21 protein-coding genes and 1 tRNA gene are annotated in these 17,704 nt (G+C 40.4%); 7 read left to right on the top strand and 15 right to left on the bottom strand.

Annotated features, from left to right (window positions below; all coding sequences use genetic code 11):
* Positions 1-11: 11 nt before the first annotated feature.
* The 10 genes from I5349_RS01170 to I5349_RS01125 all read right to left on the bottom strand — a co-directional run bounded on the left by I5349_RS01170 (position 12) and on the right by I5349_RS01125 (position 8,268).
* Complete coding sequence (locus tag I5349_RS01170) at positions 12-842, bottom strand: MotA/TolQ/ExbB proton channel family protein (RefSeq protein ID WP_226388889.1); 831 nt, start codon at positions 840-842, stop codon at positions 12-14.
* 211 nt (positions 843-1,053) lie between these two features.
* A tRNA-Ser gene (locus tag I5349_RS01165) sits at positions 1,054-1,141 on the bottom strand.
* Positions 1,142-1,254: 113 nt separating this feature from the next.
* Positions 1,255-2,331, bottom strand: a complete 1,077-nt coding sequence (locus tag I5349_RS01160) for an asparaginase (RefSeq protein WP_226388888.1) — start codon at positions 2,329-2,331, stop codon at positions 1,255-1,257.
* A 3-nt stretch (positions 2,332-2,334) separates the two neighbouring features.
* Complete coding sequence (locus tag I5349_RS01155; RefSeq protein WP_226388887.1) at positions 2,335-3,105, bottom strand: TatD family hydrolase; 771 nt, start codon at positions 3,103-3,105, stop codon at positions 2,335-2,337.
* Positions 3,102-4,184 carry a glycosyltransferase gene (locus I5349_RS01150; RefSeq protein ID WP_226388886.1) on the bottom strand — a complete coding sequence of 361 codons (1,083 nt, stop codon included), beginning with the start codon at positions 4,182-4,184 and terminating at the stop codon, positions 3,102-3,104. The genes I5349_RS01155 and I5349_RS01150 overlap by 4 nt, the downstream gene beginning before the upstream one ends.
* Positions 4,181-4,810, bottom strand: a complete 630-nt coding sequence (locus tag I5349_RS01145; protein WP_226388885.1) for a polysaccharide deacetylase family protein — start codon at positions 4,808-4,810, stop codon at positions 4,181-4,183. The genes I5349_RS01150 and I5349_RS01145 overlap by 4 nt, the downstream gene beginning before the upstream one ends.
* Entirely contained in the window at positions 4,807-6,018 is a 1,212-nt protein-coding gene (locus tag I5349_RS01140) for a PP2C family protein-serine/threonine phosphatase (protein WP_226388884.1), read from the bottom strand. Before I5349_RS01140 ends, I5349_RS01145 begins: the two co-directional genes overlap by 4 nt.
* Before the next feature lie 3 nt (positions 6,019-6,021).
* A complete protein-coding gene (locus I5349_RS01135) occupies positions 6,022-6,306 on the bottom strand; it encodes a hypothetical protein (protein WP_226388883.1) in 285 nt (94 codons plus the stop codon).
* Entirely contained in the window at positions 6,266-7,384 is a 1,119-nt protein-coding gene (locus I5349_RS01130; protein ID WP_226388882.1) for a glycosyltransferase, read from the bottom strand. Before I5349_RS01130 ends, I5349_RS01135 begins: the two co-directional genes overlap by 41 nt.
* Positions 7,378-8,268 (bottom strand): hypothetical protein, encoded by an 891-nt coding sequence (locus I5349_RS01125; protein ID WP_226388881.1) that lies wholly within the window; start codon positions 8,266-8,268, stop codon positions 7,378-7,380. Before I5349_RS01125 ends, I5349_RS01130 begins: the two co-directional genes overlap by 7 nt.
* A gap of 2 nt (positions 8,269-8,270) precedes the next feature.
* On the opposite strand from I5349_RS01125, the gene ruvC reads away from it, so the two are divergent.
* Positions 8,271-8,843 (top strand): crossover junction endodeoxyribonuclease RuvC, encoded by a 573-nt coding sequence (ruvC, locus tag I5349_RS01120; protein ID WP_226388880.1) that lies wholly within the window; start codon positions 8,271-8,273, stop codon positions 8,841-8,843.
* A 74-nt stretch (positions 8,844-8,917) separates the two neighbouring features.
* Here the strand turns inward: ruvC and I5349_RS01115 are convergent, their stop codons facing one another.
* From I5349_RS01115 to rsmA, 5 genes are all read right to left on the bottom strand, one after another.
* Positions 8,918-9,313 (bottom strand): HIT family protein, encoded by a 396-nt coding sequence (locus I5349_RS01115; RefSeq protein ID WP_226388879.1) that lies wholly within the window; start codon positions 9,311-9,313, stop codon positions 8,918-8,920.
* A 2-nt stretch (positions 9,314-9,315) separates the two neighbouring features.
* Complete coding sequence (gene greA / locus I5349_RS01110) at positions 9,316-9,789, bottom strand: transcription elongation factor GreA (protein WP_226388878.1); 474 nt, start codon at positions 9,787-9,789, stop codon at positions 9,316-9,318.
* 221 nt (positions 9,790-10,010) lie between these two features.
* Positions 10,011-10,946 (bottom strand): 2-hydroxyacid dehydrogenase, encoded by a 936-nt coding sequence (locus I5349_RS01105; RefSeq protein WP_226388877.1) that lies wholly within the window; start codon positions 10,944-10,946, stop codon positions 10,011-10,013.
* A gap of 8 nt (positions 10,947-10,954) precedes the next feature.
* On the bottom strand, positions 10,955-12,322 hold the full coding sequence (mgtE, locus tag I5349_RS01100; RefSeq protein ID WP_226388876.1) for a magnesium transporter: 1,368 nt from the start codon (positions 12,320-12,322) through the stop codon (positions 10,955-10,957).
* Positions 12,300-13,094, bottom strand: coding sequence for a 16S rRNA (adenine(1518)-N(6)/adenine(1519)-N(6))-dimethyltransferase RsmA (rsmA, locus tag I5349_RS01095; protein WP_226388875.1), 795 nt, complete (start codon positions 13,092-13,094; stop codon positions 12,300-12,302). Before rsmA ends, mgtE begins: the two co-directional genes overlap by 23 nt.
* 135 nt (positions 13,095-13,229) lie before the next feature.
* On the opposite strand from rsmA, the gene pdxA reads away from it, so the two are divergent.
* The 6 genes from pdxA (at position 13,230) to efp (ending at position 17,688) form a co-directional block, all read left to right on the top strand.
* Positions 13,230-14,261 (top strand): 4-hydroxythreonine-4-phosphate dehydrogenase PdxA, encoded by a 1,032-nt coding sequence (gene pdxA / locus I5349_RS01090; RefSeq protein ID WP_226388874.1) that lies wholly within the window; start codon positions 13,230-13,232, stop codon positions 14,259-14,261.
* An 84-nt stretch (positions 14,262-14,345) separates the two neighbouring features.
* Positions 14,346-14,921 (top strand): YceD family protein, encoded by a 576-nt coding sequence (locus tag I5349_RS01085; RefSeq protein WP_226388873.1) that lies wholly within the window; start codon positions 14,346-14,348, stop codon positions 14,919-14,921.
* Between the two features lie 19 nt (positions 14,922-14,940).
* Complete coding sequence (gene rpmF, locus I5349_RS01080; RefSeq protein WP_226388872.1) at positions 14,941-15,126, top strand: 50S ribosomal protein L32; 186 nt, start codon at positions 14,941-14,943, stop codon at positions 15,124-15,126.
* A gap of 12 nt (positions 15,127-15,138) precedes the next feature.
* Positions 15,139-16,086, top strand: coding sequence for a phosphate acyltransferase PlsX (gene plsX / locus I5349_RS01075; protein WP_226388871.1), 948 nt, complete (start codon positions 15,139-15,141; stop codon positions 16,084-16,086).
* Between the two features lie 10 nt (positions 16,087-16,096).
* Complete coding sequence (locus I5349_RS01070) at positions 16,097-17,095, top strand: beta-ketoacyl-ACP synthase III (RefSeq protein ID WP_226388870.1); 999 nt, start codon at positions 16,097-16,099, stop codon at positions 17,093-17,095.
* Between the two features lie 29 nt (positions 17,096-17,124).
* Entirely contained in the window at positions 17,125-17,688 is a 564-nt protein-coding gene (gene efp / locus I5349_RS01065; RefSeq protein WP_226388869.1) for an elongation factor P, read from the top strand.
* Positions 17,689-17,704 lie beyond the last annotated feature (16 nt).

The following is a 17,704-nucleotide window of genomic DNA, read 5'->3' as shown; positions in this document are numbered from 1 at the left end:
AACAATTGGAATTACTTAGTAAGCTTGTGCTTAACTAGAATATCTACTAGAGATATAGAAGCGTCTTCCATGTTGTTTACTAGAGAATCGATTTTAGAAACGCAATAGTTGTAGAACAATTGAAGGATGATCGCTACGATAAGACCCGCTACTGTAGTCAAAAGGGCGATTTTGATACCACCTGCTACGAGTGAAGGAGAGATATCACCAGCTGCTTCGATCGCATCGAATGCACCGATCATACCGATTACCGTACCCATGAAACCAAGCATCGGAGCAAGAGAAATGAAAAGAGAGATCCAAACAAGACCTTTTTCTAATCTACCCATTTCTACCGAACCGTAAGAAATGATAGACTTCTCTACCATGTCTATACCTTCAGAGTATCTCATTAGACCTTGTGTAAAGATAGAAGCTACAGGGCCTTTAGTGTTTTTAGTTACATCTTTAGCTGCTTCTACACCACCTGATGCTAGCGCATCTTCTACTTTAGCTAAAAGCTTCTTTGTGTTAGTAGTAGAAAGGTTCAAAGTGATGATTCTCTCAATAGCAACTGCAAGACCTAAGATCAAACAGATCAATACTGGAGACATGAATTGCCAGTCACCTTCAATAAACTTTTCTTTGATTACTTGGTGGAAAGATTTTTCTTCCTCAACAAACTCATCGTCTGTAAGGACAGGCTCAGATACAGTCTCTTCCACTGGAGCTGCTTCTTCAGTAGCTGAAGTATCTTGAGCCGCTTCCTCTGTAGTAGCTTCTTGAGCCATTGAAATAGATGCAGGTGCGATAGCAAATGTCAATACACCTGTAAGCAAGAATAAAGCAATTAACTTTTTCATAGTTTAGTTTTTAATAGACTTTAATAAAGGTTAAAACAGTTCTAAATTTATAAAATTAAAGATTTAATATTAAAACAAAAGGTCAATTAAATTTTTAGTGGGTTGAAAACACTGCATCATTTGATTGGCTTTTTGTTGCTAACATTCATTATATATAAGTGCTTAGGGTCTCTACAAATGACCACACAAGCCGTATAATTCATATCAGTCGCGGAGAGAGAGGGATTCGAACCCTCGATACCCTTTAGAGGTATACACACTTTCCAGGCGTGCTCCTTCAACCACTCGGACACCTCTCCTATCAATTACATTTTAGTAAGCAAATAGCACGCTTTTCGTACGATTATCTTTTCTTACAAGCAACAAATAAATTAATAATCTAGGCTTAAAGCAAGCCATTTATCAAAATTGATTAAGATTTAATCATTGTCATCTCACCTGCTAGCGGGATGGAAAGTCTACGCTTTACTTCCTCTGGATCCTTTTCCTGACCGAGTAAAAACATGAGCTTGGTAACTGCTGCCTCCGAGGTGATGTCCCCACCACTTAATACGCCTATTCTCAGCAAGTCACGGCTAGTTTCGTACCGTCCTTGGATCACACGACCACCATTGCACTGAGAGACATTGAAGATAATCAGCCCGTTGTCTATAGCTTCTTCTAAGGTCTCTATAAACCATTTTTCACTTGGACTATTGCCCGAACCATAGGTCTCTAGTACTACTCCTCTTAAACCGTTTATCTTAAATACGCTCTCGATCATATGTTTAGAAATCCCTGGAAAAAGCTTTAAGATCACTACATTGGTATCGATCGCACTATTGTATCGCAACTGGTTGCTTGGCTTGTATGGCATGATCACATTTTTATTGTAATCGATGATGATACCAGCCTCTGCTAAGACAGGATAGTTTTCAGATTCGAAAGCGTCAAAATGGACGCTTTGCACTTTTTTTGAGCGATTACCTCTTAGAAGCATGTGATTGAAGAAAATACACACTTCTGGTACTACGGGTACACCATTTACTTTAGCCGTAGCGATTTCAAGTGCCGTCATCAGGTTTTCTCTTGCATCAGAGCGCATCGCACTGATCGGAAGCTGCGCCCCTGTGAAGATGACAGGCTTGTTGAGCCCTTCTAATATATAGCTCAGCATTGACGCACTGTAGGCCATCGTATCTGTCCCATGCAATACCAAGAAGCCATCGTACGAATCGTAATTTTCATAGATGATATATGCAATATCTTTCCAGTGTTGGATATTGATGTTAGATGAATCAATAGGTTCTGGAAAAGATATCACCGTAATGGCAATATTTAAACTTGTAATCGCAGGAATCTTATCGAGAATCTGGCCAAAGTTAAAAGGTACAAGCGCACCTGTATGGTCATAAGCCATCCCAAGGGTGCCTCCAGTATAGATGATCAAGATAGTTGATTCTATATTTTTTGTAGAGGCTGTATTGAGGCGTACTATTTTATAGTTCATATCTTATTTGGCTTTAAAAAGTCTCAGCGCATTTAGAGTCGTTATGTTGGCTATTTCTTCTTCAGATATACTCATCAGTTCTGAAACTCTCCTAGCAATCAGTGGGATATAAGCGGGGCTATTTCGCTTACCTCTATGTGGCGTAGGTGCTAGATATGGACTATCCGTCTCCAACACGATATGCTTAGGATCTATATGAGTAAGGACTTTATCCAAGCCCCCATTTTTAAAAGTGGCTACCCCTCCTATCCCTAGCATAAAACCTAAGTCAATTATCTTTTTGGCTTGGTCTAAATCACCGCTGAAGCAATGAAAAACTCCTGTCAATCTTTCATCTTTCAATGCTGCTACTAGCTCGATGTTTTCATCGATTGACTCTCTACAGTGTATGATGATGGGTATTTGATATTTTTTAGCCCAATTGGCTTGAATATTAAAAGCCTCTTTTTGTTGCTCAAAATAGGTCTTGTCCCAATAAAGGTCTGTCCCTATCTCTCCCACTGCTACAAAAGGTCTTTTGGATAGCCAATCTTCCATGATGTACAGTTGCTTTTCGAAATCCTTATCCACATGACAAGGATGAAGCCCCATGGTGGCGATACATTGTTCTGAATATTTTTGCTCAACTTCGAGCATGAGGTCTATGGACTCTACATCTATATTGGGCATGTAGATGCGAGACACTCCAAGCTCACGAGCTTCTTGTAATACTTGATCTAGGTCAGCTTGAAAACTTTCCGCATAAATATGCGCATGCGTATCTATCCAATTCATTTATAGCTCTTCCCTTTCCAATAGGTTTTAATAGGTAATATAAAGTAGACCACCGTGGCGATGGACAAACTTAAATAATAGATTTCATAAAACAGAAAATGCCAAAAAGAAACTCTTTGTTCCGCTGATCTGGCTACTTTTTGTATAAATAAGGATTGAATCGAAAGTTTGATCATCCAAGCAAATACACCCAAAGTCATGTGATTACAAATCAAAGCCACCACTGCTGGAAAAAATGCAACTTGCAAGCCTAAGAGGAAAACCAATAAAAATGGTAGTTTGACAGCTCCCGTCATCCACCGCTTGCGCTGTTGTAGTAGACCTTTAAGGTCTGCTATGGGGTGTGTGTATATGTGCGTGGCGGCATTGATGATTAAGTCTATGCTTCCCTTTTTGCTTTTGACCTGATGCATGAGCTCAAAGTCCTCTGTCAAAGAAAAAGGCTGCGTAGCAAAGCCTCCCACCTGCTGATAAGCATTTTGTGTGATCGCCATATTATTGCCCATTGCCGTGACAGGCAGACCAAGTCTCGTGATTGCTTTGACCATGCCGAGTGTCAGTAGCCAATCCAGGTTTTGTAAATGTCCATAATAGCCCCCTGAAGAAACCGTAGTGATTCCACTAATCAGCGCTGCATTTTTATTCATGAGTTGTGCTAGCATCTGTCTCACCCACTGAGCATTTGGTCGACAATCAGCATCTGTATATAAGTAATAATCACCTCGCGCATAAACAGATAGCTGAGCCAGCACATTCGCTTTGCCATTGAGAGGATAGAGCGGGGCTATTTCATAGCAAGTAAATCGATCATCACCCGCAGTCAGCTCCTTGAGCTTTTGCCAAGTATCATCTTCTGAGCGATCATCTCCAATCAATATTTGTAAGCGATCTACGGGATAATCCAAGGCCTTGAGCGACTGGATGAGTGGTTCCATGTTAGCTGACTCATTTCTCACCGCGATCATCAGCGTCACTTTAGGAGTTTCCTTTTGAGCCAAAATGGGATCAGCACGAAACACCAAGAGCAGTAAAAAGTCTTGGATGATCAATAGGCCGATGATTAAAATCAGAAAAATCATGGCAGTCTTTGAAAACTATATCCTAACTGCTGAAAATGTGACAAGTATGCAGGCAATACTTTCTGCAACTTACTGAAACACTTCTCATGGTCATGAAAGACCACTACTGAGCCACTTCTAGTTGCTCTGATACTATTTGCTAGACAACTTTTGGCTGAGAGTGTAGGATCATAGTCAGCAGTCAGTACTTCCCACATCACTATATCATAGCTTTGTTTCAGTGCCTTGGCTTGGCCCATACGCATCCTTCCATAAGGTGGTCTGAAGTAGCGTAAAGGAGATTCGGTAAACTGCTGCATGATAGCATTCGCTTCTTCAGTATCTTTCAAATAAGAATCCAGTGGCGTTTTCCAGCCGTTGAGATGGTGCTGCGTATGATTGCCCACTTGATGTCCCTCTGTAAGTATTCGTTGAAAGATCTCAGGATGTTTTTTGACATTATCTCCTACGCAGAAGAAAGTGGCTTTAGCTCCAAAACTAGCCAAAATATCCAATACCCAAGGGGTGACTTCTGGCACTGGACCATCGTCAAAGCTGAGATAGATTGCTTTCTCAATCGTATCGATAGACCAGATAAAGTCGGGAAATAGCTTTTGAATAAACGTGGGTATCCGATGGATAATCATGGCTTCACTTCTATACTTAGTAGCGTGACGTCATCTATATAAGGTTGGCCATTTCTCCAAACATCCAACTCTCTAAAAAAGTACTCGTGAAAGCGCTCGGGATCCATCAAACTGTGGGTCTTGATAAAATCATAAAAACGCTCATCCCCATAGTACTCCTGAGCGTCATTGAAAGTCTCTGTCAGTCCATCTGTAAATAAGTGAACTGTAAAGTGATTCAAATTTTCGATCACACCTTGTTTCAAAAAGGGCAATTCTTCGAAAGCTCCCAAGATAGTAGTCCCTGCATCCAAAGCCTCCACTTGCCTGCCCTCATTTTGACAGAGAATCGGTAGATTATGGCCTGCATTGATATAGTTGAGTGTACGCTCTTTGATCAAATATTGACCGATGAAGAAGGTGATAAATCGCTCTCCTCCACTATTCTCAAAGACTGAGGTGTTTAGCTCACGAGCTATGAGCCCTATATCGTTGGTATTACGCACCAAGGTTCTTAGGGCAGCTTGAAAATTTGACATCAGCATAGCTGCTGGCATGCCTTTGCCCGAGACATCTGCTATACAAAAGATAAAAGTGTTGTTATCTTTTTCTATAAAGTCATAGTAATCACCTCCTACCATGGAGTGAGGCTGATAACTTACTTTGACCTTAAGCTTATCTCTCCAAGGTAGATTTTTGGGAAGGAGCAATTGCTGTACTTCAGAAGCAATCTCTATCTCCTTTCGAAGTCGCTCCTGCTCTAGCTGTTTCCTAGCAAAACGTTTGTTCTCTACAGCTACCACCAGGATATTGATGAGCGCTTGTATGAAAGTGAGATCCAAAATGGCCCCTTTACTAGATTTAACTAGAACTACAGCAAGCAATTCAGATTTGTGAAATACGGGGATATATCTCTCAAATAAAGCAAATACGGGGAAATCCGATCTGAAATTTGCCGCATCTGTAAGTTCGCTGTGACGCTTGAAATAATTCGTTGGCAAAACGGGTACTTCTGATTCATTGATGCCATGACTTACTTTGACCGTAAGTGTATCTCCTGTCTTTGTATAGAGCACGAGAGATTTGACTTTGAGATAAGGGAGGCAGGTAAACTTGAAAATTTTGAAAAGCGAATCCTCTGGGAGATTGTTATTAATCGCCATCGTGACTTCTAGAAGCGCGTTGAGCTCTAGTTCCTTTCTCTTAAAATCTACGTTTTCAATTTCCAAAACTCAATGTCCATTATGCGCCAAAAGACCTGCTTTCGTTGCCAGATAATAATAAGTCGCCCCTTTGGCCTTGATATCAATGTCTTTGTCAAATATCTCCTCATTCATAGAAGAAAAACATTTGACCCAGCCTTTATCGAATAATTTTGCTAAGATCTCAAGCAAGCTCGAAGGGGTGAAATCTAATTGACCAAGAAGGTATTCAAAAGACTGTACAAAATACAGTTCGTCTAAAACATCAAATTCCTCATCGGTCATGTGCATGGTATCTTCTGCCTTTCCAGTCATACTGATTGATATTAGCCGCTATCCCAAAGAATATGGCATACAAAGAATAAATCAAAGATAAGCAAAGCACGTGAAGGAAAGATACTCGAACACTGTAAAATCTCAAGTAGCCGTGAATCAACTGGTATTCAAAAAAAGCTCTACTTAGTAAACCTCCCAAAACCCAATAAATTGAAATCGAGTCAAAGAGTAGTCCGGTGATTCCTGCCAGACTTACCAAATGAAAAAGGAATACAGCAGGTCCTGCCCAGCGCTCTTTTCCATGGCTACTTTGGCGCCACTTTCCAGCCCACCTTACCCGCTGATGATAGAAATCCCTCCACGATTTGATATACTCGGTAGTAACCCTGGCATTAGGATGTTTGATAAAAGTAATACCATCTGGAAAAGCACTTTTGATTTTACGAATCAAAAACTCATCATCCCCACTAGGAATATCAAAATTCCCTTCAAACCCTCCTACCGTTTCAAAGCTTGACTTTCGAAATGCCATGAAAGCCGCACTGCCAGTCAGAGGAGACCCACTAGCTGCCATACTAGCATTGACTGCCATCAAACTAGCGAATTCTATCTGCTGAAGCTTTTCTACCAACTGATCGGTTTGCTTGAAGCCCACTGCTCCAAAAGCTAAATGACAAGCTTCATTTTCAAAAGTACTAGCTACAATTATTGGTATACTTGCACCTAAGACACAATCTGCATCTGTTGTCAAGATAATTTTCCCTCTAGCCGCTTGAATGCCAGTGGTGATAGCCCATTTTTTTCCTTGGTTTTGATTATTTATCAGTCGACAGTCAAGTGGCGCTGCAGCTATGAATTCGTCAATAATACCTACCGAATGGTCAGTCGAATAATCATCAATAAAGATGATTTCTAAGTGTTTGTACTGCTGCGTAGACAAGCTTTCAAGAAGTCGAGGTAGCCTCTCAGCTTCATTTCTAAACGGAATGATAAGTGAGATTTCCAACTCACTATGATCATGTAAAGTAGCTGATGGAAGCTGTTTCCAGCACCTAACTAAATGAACTAAGACTAGTGAATATGCTATGTAGAAAAATACCCAAACTACTGTCAACATACCTTTAATGATTTTGTACGACACCAAATCACTAATCCTAAAAGTCCAGGCACTAGAATATTTACAAACCAGATACTAAAACTAGCCATGACTATTGGCCACTCTGCCACCCCATAATCTTGGAAAAAATATAAAGCAGTAGCCTCTCTCAAACCAATCTCCGCAATGATGCCTAAAACAGGTAAAATGGTCTTGAATAGGTAGATCATGCTCACACAGGCTATCAATTCTGATACATTCACCGGCACATCTGAAAGATAAAGCATCAAGACGAATTGACTGCTGAAGACTATATATCTCAAGAGTGTCAAGCCCAAGATAGCCCATTGTTTAAAAGAGGAAACCACTAGTTTCAGCTTTTTAATCATCCAAAAGCTAAGGGCAATAAGTAAAAAGAGAATTATGAAATAGTAGCTAATAGGCAATGTAGTGCGCTTAAAAAATAAAAATGACCCTCCTACAAAAACGACTATCATCGCTAAAAGTATACTATTAAAAGCCCAGCGTTTGGTCAATTCAGTTCTGCTAAGATCACCTCTAAACTGCATCCTTGTCCATAGCTCAGCTACATACTGAGGAGCGATTAGTCCAGTACCCAAAGCACTTAAAACTGTTTGAAATGAATCAAAGAAGCTATCACCTTGTATTAATTGCCATCTTTTAGCTTCTAAGGCCCAGTTGATAGGAACTAGCAGAATGATAAAGAAAAGTAAGCCCCAGGAAGCAGTGTCCTCCCCTATGTTTTGAAGCCATTCCAAAGTTTGTTTGAAGACTTGCTCTTCTTGATGCAAATGATGCCATAAATAGCCCACTACCCCTAGAGTGACTACAATTTTAATCATCAAAAGACCGCCAGACTTCAGCAGAATGTTCTTACTTTGCATAAGTGAGCAATTTAGATAAAAGTAAACCTAAAGAGAAAATAATCCTAGGAATAGACCCTGGTACTAATATCATGGGTTATGGGGTAATCCATACTCTTGGCCAAAAAGTAACCCTACTTCAGTTTGGTGTCATCCACCTCAAAAAATACACAGGTCACGAGCTCAAACTCAAAAAAATCTTTGAGCGAATTAGTGGACTGATAGAGGAATTTGAACCAGATAACGTAGCATTGGAAGCTCCATTCTACGGACAAAATGTACAATCCATGCTGAAGCTAGGTCGTGCTCAAGGAGTTGCTATGGCAGCGGCACTAGCCCGCGAGATTCCTATCACAGAGTATGCACCTAAGAAAGTCAAGCAATCTGTCACTGGCAATGGGAATGCCTCAAAAGAACAGGTAGCTGAAATGCTCAAAACACTGCTTCAAATCAAAGAACTACCCAAACTTTTGGATGCTACAGATGCGCTAGCTGTAGCACTTTGCCACCATTATCACGATGGTCGACTACAGTCTAAGGGTAATGCTAAAGGTTGGAAATCATTTCTCATAGATAATCCTGATAGACTCATCTGAGTTTCTCATTTATCCATCATAAAAATAAGCCCTCAGCTAATCAATTAACTGAGGGCTTTTCACATTATAATTTCTTATGCTAGTTTGGCTCTGATTTGATCTCCGACCTCTTTGAGCTCTTCATCTGAGAGCTTAAGCTTCGGTCTTGTAAAATTGATATCATCCATCGTTCTAAGTGGAACCAAATGTACGTGTACATGCGGTACTTCCAGACCTATCACTGCTACGCCTACTCGAGTGCATTTGACTGCTTGATCGATCGCTTTAGCTACTTTTTTGGCAAAAACATGCAACCCCGCCAAAACTTCGTCTTCTAGATCAAAGATATAGTTTACCTCTTGCTTAGGCACCACTAAGACATGCCCTCTGACCAATGGCATGATATCCAAAAAAGCGATATATCGATCATCCTCAGCTATGATCTGTGCTGGAATCTCTCGGTTGATGATTTTTGTAAAGATCGAAGCCATGATTAGAAGCCTATTTCTAAGATTTCAAATTCCATCACTCCAGCAGGTGCTTTGATCTCTGCTATATCACCAACTTTCTTACCCATCAACCCCTGTCCAAATGGAGAGCCAATAGAAATCTTGCCAGCCTTCAGGTCAGCCTCTTCTTCAGAAACTAAAGTGTAGGTCACTTGCATGCCATTTTTCTTGTTTTTGATCGTCACTTTAGAAAGTATAGATACTTTAGAAGTGTCTAGTGTAGACTCATCGATCACTCGGGCGTTGCCTACTACCTCTTCCAATTTTGAGATCTTCAATTCTAACAGTCCCTGAGCGTCTTTTGCTGCATCATATTCTGCATTTTCACTCAAGTCTCCCTTATCTCTAGCCTCTGCTATCTGCTTTGCGATGTCAGTTCTTCCCTTAGTCTTCAAAGTGTGAAGCTCGTCCTTCAACTTCTTCAGCCCTTCCTCTGTGTAATAAGATAACTTTGCCATAATATTTTTTAATGTCTCCTTGTCCTAAAATAAAATAACGGCTTCTAAGCGAAGACCGTTAGCACATTATTTCCGATATGTTTAATATTAAGTCAAAATTAAGCATAATGCAGATTCGAAACAAGCCTTTCAATCTGATATTGACAGTGCATGTCCGATTCATCTCAAAAGATGACTTCTTAGCGCATATAAATTAATAAAACACTTTACTAGTAACTTAATTAATGATTTTTAAAAGCTCCCTTGATTTTAGCAGCAAGCACTTCATTGATTTTTCTGTAAGACTCATGCGTCCATCCAGCGATATGTGGAGAAAAAACCACTTGTTCTTTGGCTGCCAACTGATCTAAAAGTGTTTCCTCTTCTCCGCTCAACGTTTGAAGCTTTTCATTTTCTAGCACATCTAGGCATGCTCCAAGTAAAATCTGTTCCTCTAGCGCCCACAGCAGTGTTTCTAACTGGATCAACTCCCCCCTAGCGGTATTGATCAGATAAAAGGGCTTGTTAAACTGAGACAAAAACTCCTTATTCAGTAAATACTTATTTTCCTCTGTAAGCGGAATATGCAGGCTTAGTACATCTGCCTGTTTTTGTATTTCTGATAGACTCGCCTCATCTGCAAAAGCATCAGAAAAACCAGATTTATATTTATCATAGGCTAATACTCGAACACCAAATCCACTCAATCTTTGTGCAAATGCCTGTCCCATATTACCATAACCTATGATTCCTACAGTCTTTCCTTTGAGCTCAATGCCTCTATTAGCTTCTCTAGCCCAGACTCGTTGCTTTACTTCTTGATTGGCTATGTGAAGTCTATTAAAAAGCATCAAAAGCATCCCGAGAGCATGCTCTGCTACTGCGTCTCTGTTTCCCTCTGGGGCATGAAAAAGCTGAATACCTCTGCGTGTTACCTCCTCTAGGTCTATCTGATCAAGACCAGCGCCAGCCCTAGCGATGAATTTCAGCCGATCAGCATGCATCAATAGTGCCTGATCAATAGGCGTTTTACTCCTAATGATCATCCCTACATAATCAGAAAGAGAAGCTTGAATTTCCTCACGACTGATCTTCGGCTTATAATCTACCTTATAGTTTAAATCCTCTAGCAAAGGAATTATACTAGGGTGCATTTCATCTATGATCAGTACTTTCATTGTCTTTGTTAAATATTCAATAAGAGTGTAGCTATCAAAAAGTAAACAGCAATTCCTATCAAATCGTTGGCTGTAGTGATAAATGGCCCTGAAGCTAGGGCAGGGTTTACTCCAAATTTATCAAGAATCAATGGCGTGATAGTCCCCATAAATGAGGCTAGCAATACCACACTAAAGAGTGCTATAGACACTACTAACCCTATCTCAGCTGAGTCACCATATAGAAAAACAACCGTAAAGAAAACAATCAGGCCTAGCACAAGTCCATTGAGCAAAGCGACAAATAGCACCTTAGCAAATCGCTTGGCATAACTATCGTCCAGTACAGACTTGTTGGCGAGAGACTGGACGATGATACTTGATGACTGGATACCTACATTACCTCCAGTCGCAGTGATCAGCGGGATAAAAAATGCCAATGCAGGAATGACCATTATGTCTCCTTCAAATAGGCCTATAAACTTAGCCCCTATCAAGCCTCCTACGATACCGATAATCAACCACGGAATACGGGCTTTAGTAAGATCCCATACCCCATCGGTCTCCTCTACGTCAGCTGAGATACCAGCCATGATCTGCATGTCTTGCTCTGCTTGCTCCGTGATGACATCGATGATGTCATCAATAGTAATTCTTCCCACTAGTTTACCATGTACATTGACCACAGGAACTGCTTCAAGATTATACTTCTGCATGATATCTGCTACCTCTTCCTCATCCATGTAAGTTGGTACTGAGATCAGCTCTGGCTCGTAGATATCTGCTATTTTAGTATGACTTGAGGAAAGAATAATTCTTTTGAGTGATACACGCCCCAATAATACATCATCGTCACTGACTACATAGATGGAGTAGATTTTTTCTACATTCTCGGCTTGTCTTCTGATCTCTTCTATACATTGAACGACTGTCCAGTTTTGATTGGCTTTGATGAATTCCTTAGCCATCAGACCACCAGCACAATCATCCTCATAGCGCATGAGGTCGTGTATATAGGCAGCTTGTTCACTATCCGTCAGGTTGGCGATAACTTCCTCCCTACGTTTGACATCAAGCTCATTGAGCAAATCCACCGCATCATCTGAGTCCATTTCATCGATGAAGGGTGCTACTTCAGTTGGTTCGAAGTTTCTTAGAAATCTACCTCTGACATCAGAGTCTATCTCTTTGATAACACCAGCTGAAGTCTCTGAGTCAAGAGCACGGATTACATATTGAGCTTCTTCTGTATCTAACTCTTCGAGCAATAGGGCTATATCAGCTTCATTGACTCCCTCCATTGTCTCTAGGATAAAGGCGCTATCGCCCTGCTCTATCGCGTAGCGGACAGAGTCTAGGTACTCCTTACTGAGCTCAAAGTTTCTGATCATTTCCATCTTGCGCTATTTTTTGAGTGAGTAGGATAAAATCTTCTACTGACAACTGCTCAGCCCTCTTATCTAAGATCATTTCGGATTTGAGTGCATCCGAAAAACCCATGGCTTTCAAAGCATTTCTCAATGTTTTTCTTCTATTGTTAAACCCCTGCTTCACGATAGTCTTAAACAGACGTTCGTTACACGGAAGTTCTTTGACATCATTTCTAACTAATCGGATAACAGCTGAATCTACCTTAGGAGGCGGGTCAAAGACATCAGGCCCCACCATGAATAGATATTCGATATCATAATAAGCTTGCAATAAGACACTCAGTATACCATATTCTTTGCTTCCAGGAGGAGATGCGATACGCCTTGCCACCTCCTTTTGTAACATACATACAACCTCTTCTACTTGTTGCCTATCTTCTAAAACCCTGAAAAATATCTGTGATGATATATTATAAGGGAAGTTACCGATGATCGCATAGGTATCTTCGAAGTATGGTCTCAAGTCATGATTCAAAAAATCCCCTTCGATGATATCGATCGGCTCCTGACCATATTTCTCCTTTAAGAATACAATAGACTCCGTATCTATATCTAGTAAATACAGCTGAACGTCAGCCCTATTTTTTAGAAAATCCGTCAAAACCCCTGTACCTGGACCGATCTCTAACACTTTTCTTGGTTTATCTTTGCTACCGAGTGCCTCTACTATCCTTTCAGCAATGCTCAAATCAAGTAAAAAATGTTGTCCTAGGTGCTTTTTAGGCTTGACGCTCTTCATATTGTCAACTCTTCGAAATTGTTATAACTTGCAAGTCCAAAACTACGAATTTAAATGGCAACCTCCATACAAATATAGTGTAGAGGAGTGTGTCAAAGAATTTGCTATTAAATCAAAAAGCGTACCTTACAAGCTATGAGTACAAATAGACCCCACGATAAACCTATCATAGGCATTACCATCGGAGATATCAATGGCATCGGTCCTGAGGTAGTCATGAAATCACTATCTGACAATAGAATCCTAAAAATGATCACTCCTATCATCTATGCACATGGTAAGGTGATCTCCTTTTATAGAAAACAACTGGAAAAGGAAGATTTTCAGTTTATGCAAATCAAAAGTATCGATGAGGCTCATGCTCGTAAGATCAATGTGATCAACTGCTTAGAAGAGTCTCCAGATGTATATCCGGGACAGGAGACGCATGAGGCTGGTAAGATGGCCATAGCCGCTATCACTACTGCCATAGCAGATATGAAAGCTGGTAAATTAGATGCTATATGTACTGCTCCAGTGAATAAAAACAATATCAATTCTGAAGATTTTCACTTCATTGGCCATACAGAAATGTTTACAGAGAGCTTTGATACTAAAGACAGCTTGATGTTTCTCATTTCAGAAGAGTTTAAAGTAGGTTTGGTCACAGGTCATGTCCCACTAATGGAAGTAGGACAGAAACTAACCGCTGAGCGAATAGAGACTAAGCTTGGGCTTTTAGAAAAATCATTACAGAAAGACTTTGGTATCAAAAAACCACGAATAGCTGTATTAGGATTAAATCCACATGCTGGCGAAGATGGACTTTTGGGCAAAGAAGAAGAGGAAATCATCAAACCTACTATTCAAAAATTCAAGCAAAAAGGTAGTTTGGTCTTTGGACCGTATCCCGCAGACGGATTCTTCGGTATGGCACATCAGCGTAAGTTTGATGCAGTGCTAGCCATGTACCATGATCAAGGCCTGATTCCTTTTAAAGCAATGGCTTTTGAAACTGGGGTCAACTTCACTGCTGGACTTCCGATCGTGAGAACCTCTCCAGATCATGGCACGGCTTATAATATAGCTGGTAAAAATGTAGCCGATGAAAATAGTATGCGCGCTGCGCTCTTTGCTGCCTATGATATCGTACTCAAAAGAAAAGAAGCCGCAAGTCCAGTGCTTTAATATCATCAAAAAGAGAATAATATTTTAGTATTTTAAATTAGTTGCTTAACTTTGCGACCTTGATTTAGAGTAGAGGTATTGGGAATGAATTTAAAGCAGTACAATATCGACATTTACGGACTCAAAGAAGGGATTCATTCCTTTGAGTTTGAGATTAAAAATGACTTCTTCGCTTACTATGAAAACGACATAGTCAAAGAAGGAGATCTCAAAGCGCTAGTGACCTTGAATAAAACATCTACCATGATCAACATGACCATGGAAATAGATGGCAAAGTGTCTCTAACATGCGATAGAAGCTTGGAAGAATTTGATTTTCCGATACAAATTACCGAAAAAGTCATTTACAAATTCGGTGAAGAGTATAAAGAAGTCAGTGAAGAGATCGTGATCATCACTAGAGATACACAAAGTATCAATGTAGGTCAAATACTCTTCGAGATTATCTGTTTGCAAGTTCCTGTCAAAAAGATACATCCTGACTATCGTACTGAAGAAGATGATGATGAAGACTATCTAGGAGGTGTACTAGTATACAGCTCAGAGATCGCTGAAGACGAGGATATCGAAGAGGTATCAGAAGGTGATGAAAGTGATGATCCAATTGAACCTGATCCTCGCTGGAGTAAATTGAAAGACTTGAAAAACAAATTTGAATAATATAAATAATTAGATAGAGATGGCGCATCCTAAACGTAAAATTTCCAAAACGAGAAGAGACAAGAGAAGAACTCACTATAAGTTAACAGCAGCCACTTTTATGGAGTGCTCTAACTGTGGTTCACCAGTATTATACCACAGAGTATGTGGAGAGTGTGGTTACTATAGAGGCAAACCAGCCATAGAGAAAGAACTCGCAGTTTAATCTTAGTAGCTTATGAAAATTGCAGTAGATGCAATGGGAGGTGATTTTGCTCCGGAAAACGTAATATCCGGAGTAAAATTAGCCCTAGAAAAGTTACCAAAAGACATTACCATTGTTTTGGTTGGTCCTGAAGAGCTTATAAAAGCACAACTGAAGGATCACAATATCTCTAGTCCTCAGCTAGAAATTATGCATGCAGAGGAAGTGATCGAAATGGGTGAAAACCCTACGAAAGCTTTTTCTCAAAAACCCCAGTCCAGCATATCTGTTGGCTACAAACTCCTCAAAAGTAAATCAGTAGAAGCATTTTGCAGCGCAGGTAACACTGGAGCGATGCTAGTAGGTGCTATGTTTACCATCAAGCCTATTGAAGGTGTGTTCAGACCTGCTATTGCTAGCTTTATGCCTAAGGAAACTCTAGGGTTTGGTGTTATACTAGATGTGGGAGCCAATGCAGACGTCAAGCCTGATGTACTCAATCAATTTGCCATCTTGGGCTCTATCTATGCTGAGCACGTTTTGAAAATAAACAATCCTAAAGTGGGATTGATGAATATAGGAGAAGAAGAGAAGAAAGGCAATCTAGTCTGCCAAGCTACCTTCCCTATCCTGCAGGATAATCCTCAGATCAATTTTATCGGTAATATAGAAGGAAGAGATGCTTTCAATGACAAAGCAGATGTGATCGTCTGTGATGGTTTTACTGGTAATATCTTGATCAAAATGGGTGAATCACTCTATGATTTACTTAAATCTAGAAACTTCCTCGATCCTTTCTTTGAAAACTTCAACTACGAAGCGGTAGGCGGTAGTCCTATCTTGGGAGTCAATGGTAATGTGATCGTGGGACACGGTATATCTTCGCCTGAGGCTATCAAAAATATGATTTTGCAGGCAGAGCAAATGGCCAAAGCTGATATCTACCATAAAATTTACGAGGCCTTTAATGGCAACGCATAAACCTATTAAAATGAAAAAAATCAGAGCCGCTATCACTGGAATCAACGCTTGGGTGCCAGACTATGTCTTGACCAACCAAGAAATCGAGACCATGGTAGATACAAACGATGAATGGATCACCAGCCGTACTGGAATCAAAGAAAGAAGAATCCTAAAAGGTGAAGACCAAGGTACCTCTGTCATAGGAATCAATGCTGTAAAGGGACTTCTAGCAAAAACAAATACAAAAGCAGAAGACATTGATCTCATCATCTGTGCGACAACTACTCCTGATATGCAGTTTCCTGCTACAGGCAACCTAATCGCTGATGGTGTCGGAGCAAAAAACGCTTTTAGTTATGATCTACAAGCTGCATGTTCAGGTTTCTTATATGCATTGACTACGGGATCACAATTTATCGAAACAGGTAAATACAAAAAAGTCATTGTGGTAGGAGCTGATAAGATGTCTTCTATCATAGACTATACTGATCGTGCTACCTGTATCATCTTTGGAGATGGTGGTGGTGCAGTATTACTAGAGCCTACCACTGAGGAGTTTGGCATCATGGATACTATCATGAAGTCTGATGGCTCCGGAGCGCCCTACCTACACATGAAAGCAGGTGGAAGCAGAAGACCAGCTACGGCTGAGACAGTAGCTGCACGTCAGCATTATGTCTATCAAGAAGGCTCTGCAGTGTTCAAATTTGCCGTTACCAACATGGCGGATGTCTCTGCTGAGATCATGGAGAGAAATAACTTACAGGCAGATGATGTCGCTTGGCTCGTACCCCATCAGGCAAATAAGCGTATCATCGATGCTACTGCCAACAGAATGGGCGTAGGAGAAGACAAAGTCATGCTCAATATCCACAAGTTTGGCAATACTACAAGTGGTACTATACCACTATGCCTTTGGGAGTATGAAAAACAACTTAAAAAAGGAGATAACCTCATTTTAGCGGCCTTTGGTGGTGGCTTTACTTGGGGATCTATTTATGTGAAGTGGGCATACGACCCTAAATAATCAAGAGCAACTTAAATAGCAAAACATACATGGCATCTACTGCAGATTTTAAAAATGGACTTTGCTTAGAGTATAACAATGACATCTACTCTATCGTGGAATTCCAACACGTGAAGCCAGGAAAAGGTCCTGCTTTCGTGAGAACGAAGCTGAAAAACCTCCGAACAGGTAAGGTGATAGACAATACTTTTAACTCAGGTGTAAAAGTAACTACCGCTCGTGTAGAAAAAAGAGCTCATCAATTTTTATACAAAGATGACCTAGGATATCACTTCATGGACAGCGAGTCCTTTGAGCAAGTGCCTATCGATGAAAAACTACTTGAAAGACCAGAGCTTTTAAAAGAGGGTCAAACAGTGGATATTTTCTATCATGCAGAGACTGAAACCCCTCTTTCTGTAGAACTACCTCCATTTGTTATCTTACAAGTGACGTATACAGAGCCTGGCATCAAAGGTGATACGGCTACAAATGCCTTAAAGCCTGCTACTATGGAAACTGGTGCTACAGTGATGGTTCCTCTTTTTATCGAGCAAGATGAAGTCATCAAAGTAGATACTAGAGACGGATCATACTCCGAAAGAGTAAAATAATTTACGAAAGCTATGC

Source organism: Penaeicola halotolerans (assembly GCF_016464625.1).
Lineage (GTDB): Bacteria > Bacteroidota > Bacteroidia > Cytophagales > Cyclobacteriaceae > Penaeicola > Penaeicola halotolerans.
Note: the sequence above shows the minus strand (reverse complement) of the source record. Positions and strands in the feature narration are given on the sequence as shown.